The organism is Acinetobacter sp. YK3 (assembly GCF_001729365.1).
In the GTDB taxonomy this organism is placed as follows: Bacteria; Pseudomonadota; Gammaproteobacteria; order Pseudomonadales; family Moraxellaceae; genus Acinetobacter; species Acinetobacter vivianii.
Genome location: NZ_LZPJ01000004.1, coordinates 1 through 8247, shown reverse-complemented (window position 1 = coordinate 8247; position 8247 = coordinate 1). Strand labels below are relative to the sequence as shown.

The window sequence follows — 8247 nt, the reverse complement described above, 5'->3', positions numbered from 1 at the left end:
TGAGCCGTGTCACGGGGATTATCACTCAAGCCTTACAAGGTCAGTCTGATGGTAGCTTAACTCTCTATAAACTGACACTCGAAGACCCAACCGCACTGTGGAAACAACGCCGTAACAGCCGTGTGTTTATGAATAAAAGCGTGCGTGATGTTGTTGAAGTCATATTCAAAGAATGGCAACAAAAAAGTCCCTTATTTGCATCGAGCTTAACACTTGATTTAAGCGGACTCAGCCAAGACTATGACGTCCGTCCCTTTATCATGCAATCCAATGAAAGTGACTATGACTTTCTCACCCGTCTGATGCGTAGCGAAGGGATTAACTGGCTGGTCGACGAATCAAAGCTGAAAGTCGGTAGTGCCAGCGAACAGATTCAGGCCCAGAAACTCCGTTTAATTGATGACAATAGCCAGTACCAAGCCTTAGACCGTCGCCATATTCGCTACCACCGCAGTAGTGCCACCGAACAATACGACAGCATGACCAGTTTAGTGGGACAACGCTCATTACAACCAAGTGCGGTGCATGTACAACGCTGGCAAGCCGATGCACTGGAACAGGAAGAAGGTGCAGGCAGTGTACAAAGTACCCACAAACATAGTGAACAACACGACAATGCCAGCCTTGGTTTAGAACAGGCATGGCACTTCTCACCAGCATGGATGCAAGACCTCAATGGAGAAGATGGAGCCACCCAATCTGGCAATGCGCAAATTGAAAAGCTCAATCAAAACTTAGGTCAATACTATGACCAACAATCCAAACAGTTCGTGGCAAAGACCACCGTCCGAGATACCCATGTCGGTTACTGGTTTGAACTGGCAGAACACCCTGAGATTGACCAGCACAGTGGCGCAGACAAAGAATTCCTGATCACAGGCAAACAGTTTTATAACCAGAACAACTTACCCAAAGATCTGCAGCAGCAGATTAATCAACTTTTAGCACAAAGTCATTGGCAGCTCACCCAACAAAGCAACATAGAAGAACGCCAAGCCAATCAACTCACACTACAACGTCGCAACATCAAAACGGTTCCTGAATACAACCCATTACAACACCGACCAGCAGCATCCCCACAACGCGCTAAAGTGGTTGGCCCAAGTGGCGAAGAAATCCATGTCGATGAATGGGGGCGGATTAAAGTCCGCTTTCTGTTTACCCGCAATGAAGACCACAGCCATGATGGTGGTGCAGGTGCTAATGACAATGACACCGATTCAGCTTGGGTCGATGTTCTGACGCCTTGGGCAGGCGAAGGCTATGGTGCTCGCTTTCTGCCACGAATCAATGAAATCGTGGTGATCGACTTCTTTGATGGCAACATTGACCGGCCATTTGTAGTGGGACGCATTCACGAAGCCCAACGCAGCCCGACCAAGTTCGACAATGCAGGTAAGCTTCCAGACACCAAGAAACTGGCAGGGATCAAGTCCAAAGAATACCAAGGCGAAGGCTTTAACCAGTTACGCTTTGATGACACCACAGGACAAATTAGTGCCCAACTACAAAGCAGCCACGCTGCCAGCCAACTTAACTTAGGTAAACTGAGCCATCCTAAAGACAAGGCAGAAAGTGAAGACCGCGGTGAAGGTTTTGAACTACGTACCGATCAATGGGGTGCAGTCCGAGCTGGAGAAGGTCTACTCGTTTCCACGCATAAGCAGGATCAAGCCAAAGGTGAACACCTTGATGCCCAACCAGCCAAGCAACAGCTGGAAGGAAACCAGAGCAATGCCAAAGCTTTAAGTGAAGTCGCTAAGAATCAGCAGACAGATGAGATTGAATCGCTTGATCAGCTCAAAGAGTTTGCAGAGCAGATTCAAGACAAAATCGCGCAATTTAAAAAATCACTGTTATTACTTAATTCACCCGCTGGCATTGGTCTGAGCACCAATGAAGATATTCATTTATCTGCGGATGGGCAGATCAACCAGTTTGCAGGCGACAGTATCAATCTAAGTACACAGAAAAATCTGATTACGCATGCGCAAAACAGAATTAGCCTGTTTGCCGCGCAAAATGGGATTAAGCAGGTTGCTGCAAAAGGTAAGTTTGAAGTTCAGGCTCAGTCAGATGGAATGGATTTACTTGCTAAGCAAGGGATTCAAATTATTTCAACCGAAGATCGTATTGAAATCAGTAGTCCGAAAGAGATTGTGATTACCGCGGGTGGTTCTCAGATCAAGCTGAATGGCTCAGGTATTTTCCCTGTGACCAGTGGGAAATTTGAAGCGAAGGCGGGGCAGCATTTGTTTATGGGTGGGGCAAGTATATCACCACAAATGCCTGTTTTTCCTGAAATGAATAACCCTTTTATTCTTCAATATTTAGTTAAAAATAAAGAAAACCAAGCATTAGTGAATAAACCTTATCTTCTTATTGATGAAAGTGGAAATATCCAAAAGGGTATAACGGACAGAAATGGGTTTATGAATTTAAAAACCACGGCTTCAGCTCAATCCCTGACAACAAGGGTCATGGTCAATGAGATTGAAGAGGCTGAAGAAGATGGAAATGCGGAAGAATAAGGAGCAGATATGCATCACAGTCGATTAAAGCTTAATGTACAAGCTCCTTTAAAGTTAAAAGATTTGACTTATAAGTTTGTTGTTCATAATAAAAGTACGAATAAACAAACAATGTTTGAAGGCCGTTTTGATGAACAGGGTTTTACTCAATGGTATGAAATTCATAATATAAATACTGTTTTGATTTATGAGGTTTATATTCGGGGAGAGCTACTGCAAAAAATTTCTGCCAAAGCCTATTCAACAAAAAGTAATTGGAGTGCTTTTAGCATAAAAACGACAAGTGCGATTACTAAAAAAGCTACTGAAAACATTAAAGAAATTTATTTAAACGATGGTAAAGTCGGTTGGTACTTGGTTAAACAAAAAGAAACAATGATGGATTGGTCTAAACGAGTATTTAAACGTCCATTAACAAGTTCTGATTGGGATGTTTTAAGAAGTAACAATACACACATTGAAAATATCGCGCCTGTAAAAATTTTAATACCAGGCCAAATTCTTATTTTGTCTAACAGTACTACTGCAAAGGATTTAGCTGATTATCGTGTAAAAGCAAGTCAAGCTGAGTCTAAATTAAAATCGCTGTTAAAAGACTCGAGTTTTGATCCCTTATATTTTGCTAACACATACGATCAATTACAAGAAATAAAGAAACAGAGTGATCTAGTTGGTTTTGTAAAGGAACCCATAACTCCTGATTTTTATGAGGTTTTTGCAGAAAATTTAAAAAAAGATCCATTTGTTTTTGCTACAAAAGAAGGGGTTGATAGTGCAGTTAATTTAATAGGGCATGCAAATAAGGAAGCTGCAAGTAGTTATACTGCTTTACTTAAATATATGGACTATGAGAAAAGTATCAAAAGCAAAATATCAACACGGCGACACTTTGCTGGTTTTGAAAGGCAATATGCGAGCGATATAAAAAGAATGAATCAAGCTGCTGGGCAAAAATTTTTTGCTTGGAACCATGGAATTAATTATAAAAATAATAGAGATGCAATAAGACGAACTGTTTTCGTTCGAGCTAAAAATAATAGTAGTATTGATGAATATATTAAAAACATGGATGAGACCTCTAAAGTTAGCAAGGGTTTAAAATATGGTGGTCGTATAGTTTTTGCATGGGATATAATTAGTAGTATGCAGTCTGTTGCAGATGTTTATAAAACTGGTGATTCAGATGCAACTAGAAAAGAAATTATTAAACAAACTGGTAAAATTGAAGGCGGACTTGCTGCTGGTGCATTAGGTGCTTATGTAGGGGGGATGCTTGTTACGGCTGTAGTAGGAACAGCAGGGTTACCAGTATTAGTAATTGTTGGTGTTGCTGCGGTGAGTATTACGTTAGGTAGTGGATATGTAGGTGGTGTTGCTGGTGCAAGTATTGCTGAATATTCATATGATAAAATTAAGAGTATTTTTTAATGAGTGTAAAAGACTATTTAGTCATTGGATTTATCCTTTGCCTTATTTTTTTTGGAGTTTTCCATCAACTGGCTTCAAGAATAATCGTTAAATCTTCAGAGCTTAGAAAGAGTTTGTATGGATTTGATTTATTTAAAAATAAATCAATGGATATACCTAATATTCAAGCTGTTATGTCTGTTATTACTGTGATTAATATTCAATATTTTTTATATGCAAAAAACAATCCTGAATATATTTTCTTTAAAAGAAGAAAACATCCACTTTTCACAGCATTAGATACAAAGGCTGCCGTTTATATTGTGAGAAATTATAGGAAACTTAATTTTTATATTATTCTTCAGGGTGTGTTTGGTGTTTTATTTCTACTCTTTGGTGTTTTTTTTATTTTTTTAAAATAAAATGGATTTTTTTGTTTGTGCTGCCTTTAAAGAGAATTTTTATGAACATTAAGGAGTCTTTGGATATGATATGTATCTTAAAGATTTATTAGTAATTTATTTGTTGTTATCTGTAGTGCTGTGGGCGATTTTTCACCAATTAGCTGCAAGGTATGTGAACAGTAATGAAGCTTTGAAGAGTATATTTTATGGAAGCTTGTATAAAAATAAATCAATGGATGTTGCTAATATTGAAGCAGTAATTTTAGGTGTTACTTTTGTTAATATAAATTTCTTTATTTCAGAAAAAAGCTTGAAAAAATTCTTTGAAAAAAGAAAATTATTCTATGGTTTGGATTTTAAATCAGCAATAGAAGTAGTAGAGCAACATAAAAAAATATGGTTTTATATTAAGCTATCAATGTTTTTTGGCTTTGCAATAGTAATAAGTTCAATTATGTTCTTCTGGTTGTAAACTTAAATTAATTATTTTAAAAATTAAATGATTTGGCTTTGATAGTATGTTTGAATGAATATAGTCTTTATTAATTCTAGTAGAATATTCGTTATGAATCGACGTTGCCAAATGCCAAAGCCATTGAAGAATGGGCAGATGACGGCAGTTTTCATACCAAACTAAAATGGCATCCGCGTTTACGCCAAGTTGCAGTTTACGATGCTTATGATGTGCCAACCTACTATTATTTCGATCTAGATGGCTTTACTTATCGTACCCGCTTAGCCGATGGTCGAGAGTCTTGGTATTCTCGTGACGGTGAAAAACGCATCACCCGACAAATTGATTTTGAAGGTCGAGAAACTCAACAAGAATATAATGATCAGGGCCAACTGGCGAAAATTGTACAGCCAAATGGTGGTGTGATTCGCTTTGCATATGATGAACAAGGAAATTTAACCGAAACCAAAGATCCAGAAGGCAATATCTGGAAACGTGAATATGATGCACAGGGCAACGTCAGCAAAGAGATTAATCCTTTAGGTCATGTTACCCAATATAAATACAACAGCAGTAATCTAGTTGTAGAAGTGATTGATGCTAAAGGTGGTATCAAAAAAATCCAGTACAATGATCAAGGACAAATGCTGTCTTATACTGATTGTTCTGGTAAAAGTAGTACATGGGAATATGATGAAGAAGGTGACCTAAATGCTCAGCAAGCAGCGAATGAGCAGAAAGTTCAATATCTGTATAGCATGCAAGGCAAAGATAAAGGCCAGCTTCAAGCAATTGTTTACCCAGATGGATTAAAGGAGTTGTTTGAGCATGATGAAGAAGGTCGCTTGCTTAAACACACGGATACCAATGGCCTAATTACTCAATATCAATACAATAATGTCGGTTTGCTTGAGCATCGGATTGATGCCAATCAGCATCGTGTTGGTTATACATGGGATAAACAAGGGCGTATTCAAAAGCTCATTAACCAGAATCAGGCTGAATACCAGTTTGGCTATAACAAGTTTGGTCAGTTAGTTCGCGAACAAGCATTTGATGGAGAAGAAAAGCATTATAGCTACAGTGAAAATGGTTTGTTATTCCAGATTCGCCAACCTAATATCTTGACTGAATTTAGCTATTATGACGACGGACAGATAGCTTCAAAAACTTATACCAACCTGCATACCCACCAAAGCCAGACAGAGCATTTTGAATATAATTTAAATCAACAATTAAGCTCGGCCAGTAATGCTGAGAGTCAAGTTCAAATGTATCGTAACCAGCTTGGGCAATTGGTGCGTGAACATCAGCATTATAAAATGTTAAATCTAACAGCTGTATTGCGTTATGAATATGATGAATTAGGTAATCTGGTTAAAACCATTCGTCCGGATGGACAGGAACAGACGAATCTGAGCTATGGTTCAGGGCACATCTACGGAATTGCGTTTAACCAACAGGATATCGTTTCTTTTCAGCGAGATGATTTACATCGTGAAACGGTACGTTTTCTGGCAAATGGTTTGATGCAAACTAAGCATTATAATGATGTGGGGTTATTAATTTCTCAACAGATTGAGCCTGAGCAAGAAACCTTAGATCGACTCCGTTACCAAGCGCATAGACATTATCAATATGATAAAAACTATTTGCTCACTCAAGTTGAAGACAGTCGTTTAGGACAGCTGAATTATCAATATGATCCGATTGGACGTTTGATTTCCACGCAAAGTCAGCATAAAAACGAAAGTTTCAAGTTTGATCCAGCGGGGAATCTGGTTGATCCAATCAACCAGACAACACATGCCAAAAACAATTTAATCAAACAGTATCAAGGCAAGCATTATCAATATGATGTGCAAGGCAATGTGATTGAAACCACGCAAAATGGTAAAACTTTAAAGCTGACGTGGGACAATCATAACCGTTTGATCCAAAGTAACTTGAATGGGCAAGTGACTCAGTATGGTTATGATGTCTTTGGACGTCGTTTATATAAGAAATCATCAAACCAAGATCTCACCTTATTTGGTTGGGATGGTGATTTGATGATTTGGGAGTCAAGCCAAAATTCGAGCCATCCTGAGGATAGCTATACCAAACATTATGTTTATGAGCCTGATAGCTTTGTACCCTTAATGCAGGCGGGGTATCAAGGTTTTATTCAGCTGATTGAAACGCCTGATTATAGCGAATACCTCAACAAGCCTTATTCAGTTTATAGAGATACGATCTGGAGTACAGATACTCGTAAAAATCGTGTGGCTTTAGAGCAAACCGCTTTTTATCATTGTGATCAGGTGGGAACACCGCAAACGCTGAGTAATGCCGCAGGTGAATGTATCTGGGAAATTACTCAGGATACATGGGGGACTGCACTCGAGATTCAAATGCTCAATAAGGACAATCCATTTGAGCAGAGTAATCTGAGATTCCAAGGTCAGTATTACGATAATGAAACAGGACTGCATTATAACCGTTATCGTTATTATGAGCCGTATAGTGCAAGGTATCTGAGTAAAGATCCGATAGGGTTAGAAGGGGGCATAAATACCTCTGCATATGTAAGTGATCCAACTCAATGGGTTGATCCGATGGGCTTGATGGCAGAGAAAAATAAGAATTCTAATCAGTTAAACTATGAACGTTATTCTCAAGACTTTAACCGTAGGAATGCTCCGATTGTAGAGCGTCAGCGTAACGCGACTGAGCAGGCTAAAGTTAATCGAGGTATGGGACGAAATGATTTCCCTGTCATGAATAATAAACCGACACAAAGTCCTGGTTTATTGGGGAATTTATTTCCAAATACAATGAGTGGGTTTGCTAAAGATCCTGCATTACGGAGAGATTTAAGAAATCAAGGTGCGATTAATAATACCGTTTTAGGGGCTGCCGTAGTTGCTGGATATGGACCGTATGCTGTGGCAGGAGCGGCAACAGGCGGAGGAGCTGTTGCAGCGCCGATCGCGCGTAAAGTTATGCCTTATCTTGGAACTGGTGCGAAGCTTCCTGGTGCTGGTTTGTCGACAGGAACCATTGCTAAAGCAGCAGGAACCAGTGCTGCTGTAGGGGGAGGATTAGATGTTGCAATGCAAAGTATTGCATGTTCGTGTGTAACCGATATTAATCTAGTTCGTACGGGCGGTGTCGCGGCAACTAGTGCTGCTACAGCAGCTTGGGATGCTGGAACATCAGCCGCAGCAGGTTTTGGTCAAGTAGGTTGGAAAAGTATGGCTGTAAATGCACCAAATATTGGGAAATTTGTCAAAAATAATGCTTCAGGCATGGTTGTATTTGCGAATGAACAAGTAATAGGGCAAGCAAGTTCTCGCGCAGTGAAAGCTGCAACTGATTCTAAAGATAAGCAAATTAAGAAATAAGGTGAAATGATGTTAACCATTCTAGTTGAAGTGATCATGAGTGTGTTTATAGCAAATTTTAAAGC

At 39.2% G+C, this 8247-nt stretch carries 5 protein-coding genes; all 5 read left to right on the top strand.

Annotated elements, in window-relative coordinates; all coding sequences use genetic code 11:
• The coding region (locus A9Z07_RS00885; RefSeq protein ID WP_205634327.1) for a type VI secretion system Vgr family protein at window positions 1–2531 on the top strand (2531 nt) is incomplete at its 5' end.
• 9 nt (window positions 2532–2540) lie between these two features.
• On the top strand, window positions 2541–3959 hold the full coding sequence (locus A9Z07_RS00880) for a hypothetical protein (RefSeq protein ID WP_069576222.1): 1419 nt from the start codon (window positions 2541–2543) through the stop codon (window positions 3957–3959).
• A complete protein-coding gene (locus A9Z07_RS00875; protein WP_069576220.1) occupies window positions 3959–4360 on the top strand; it encodes a hypothetical protein in 402 nt (133 codons plus the stop codon). The genes A9Z07_RS00880 and A9Z07_RS00875 overlap by 1 nt, the downstream gene beginning before the upstream one ends.
• A 70-nt stretch (window positions 4361–4430) precedes the next feature.
• A complete protein-coding gene (locus A9Z07_RS00870) occupies window positions 4431–4814 on the top strand; it encodes a hypothetical protein (protein ID WP_069576218.1) in 384 nt (127 codons plus the stop codon).
• Window positions 4815–5440: 626 nt separating this feature from the next.
• A complete protein-coding gene (locus tag A9Z07_RS00865) occupies window positions 5441–8182 on the top strand; it encodes an RHS repeat-associated core domain-containing protein (protein ID WP_413772614.1) in 2742 nt (913 codons plus the stop codon).
• Window positions 8183–8247 lie beyond the last annotated feature (65 nt).